1 protein-coding gene is annotated in these 1253 nt (G+C 62.3%); it reads right to left on the reverse strand.

Features of this window, described 5'->3' with window-relative positions; all coding sequences use genetic code 11:
* Window positions 1-289: 289 nt before the first annotated feature.
* On the reverse strand, window positions 290-529 hold the full coding sequence (locus MKK70_RS19805; protein ID WP_243949452.1) for a hypothetical protein: 240 nt from the start codon (window positions 527-529) through the stop codon (window positions 290-292).
* Window positions 530-1253: the final 724 nt, after the last annotated feature.

The following is a 1253-nucleotide window of genomic DNA, read 5'->3' on the forward strand; positions in this document are numbered from 1 at the left end:
TGGGAGCTGCCGTGCAGCATCACCACGAGGGGCACGGGCCGCCCGTCGTAAACGGACGGGACGTAAAGGCGGTAGGCCCGGCTCCCGGCGAGGTTCCCGAACCGACGCTCAAGCGCCGGTGGTGCTCTCAGTGGGGCGATCCCCGCAATTACAGCCATCAGGATACTTTCGTCGAGGAGAGCCGTCGGCGTCGCCGAGGGGCGACGAAGCAATCCGCCGATGATCCATCGGGCTCATCGATGGCGGCCTTCACGGCCGAGCCCGGTTCGCTCTCTGAGCCCCGGTCGGCCTATTGCAGGGCACCCACGCCGATGGGCATTGCCTGAAGGGCGAGCATGACTTGCACCGCGCGGATCAGGCCCACTGTCCGCTCGCTCGCGCCCCCGGAAGATGCCTTGTCCCGCAGGGCGATCAGGGCGAGTTCGAGTTCGGTCCGTTGGGCGCGATGACGTGTGTCCCGCTCCTGGTCCAGGAGGGCGATGAGATCATCGAGGTAACGGCCGCTCGCCGTCCGTTGCGCTTTTTCCATCTGGCGCCGCTCCAGGAATGTGTCGTGAAGGCCCCGTCGGACAGGGGCCGGTTGAGGCCGGGAAGCGTCTCGCGACCTCGACGGCCGCGAGACGTCGTCTGGTGCGGGCCACTTCGACTTGACGGATCGGGCGAACCGGCATTCGAAAAGGCAGCAGACGACAGCCTAGCGATTGGACTGCAATCGAATACGATCATAGGATAAGATGATTTTATTATTCCCCATTCAAAAGAGTTTATTTTTCGAAAGCCTAGCTGGGCATGGACACGAGCATTCAAATGCTTGTGTTGCGTTTCATGCCAGAAACCAAACATGTTCTTAAAAAGCCATGACAGATCATACGAACAAGACGCCCGAGTTTTGGCGAGATCTCGACCGGAGTGTCTCGACCCGCGTCGAGGATGCCTTGCGCCAACCCGGCCGCAATCGCGAGGCGTTGGTTTCTTCGTTGCGCGATCTTGAGGAGACTGCACGACGGGAATGTCGTCGGCGGGACACGATCCAGATCCTGACGAGCGGACGCCGGCTTCTCGGGGACCTGTCTCTTGTCGGGATCTCGGACGGACCGTTCTCCCACACCATGGAATAGTCGGACCGGCCCGTATGCCACAATTGGCTATCCCTTGATGAGTTGATACGGAAGCGCGCCCGCAAGGGCGGCTTCCGCGTCGGGACGCACAGGGATGCCCTGGCCGTGGCGCTACCTGCACCCGCCGCGGAACGC

Origin of the sequence: Methylobacterium sp. E-041, from assembly GCF_022829665.1 — a bacterium.
Taxonomy (GTDB): domain Bacteria; phylum Pseudomonadota; class Alphaproteobacteria; order Rhizobiales; family Beijerinckiaceae; genus Methylobacterium.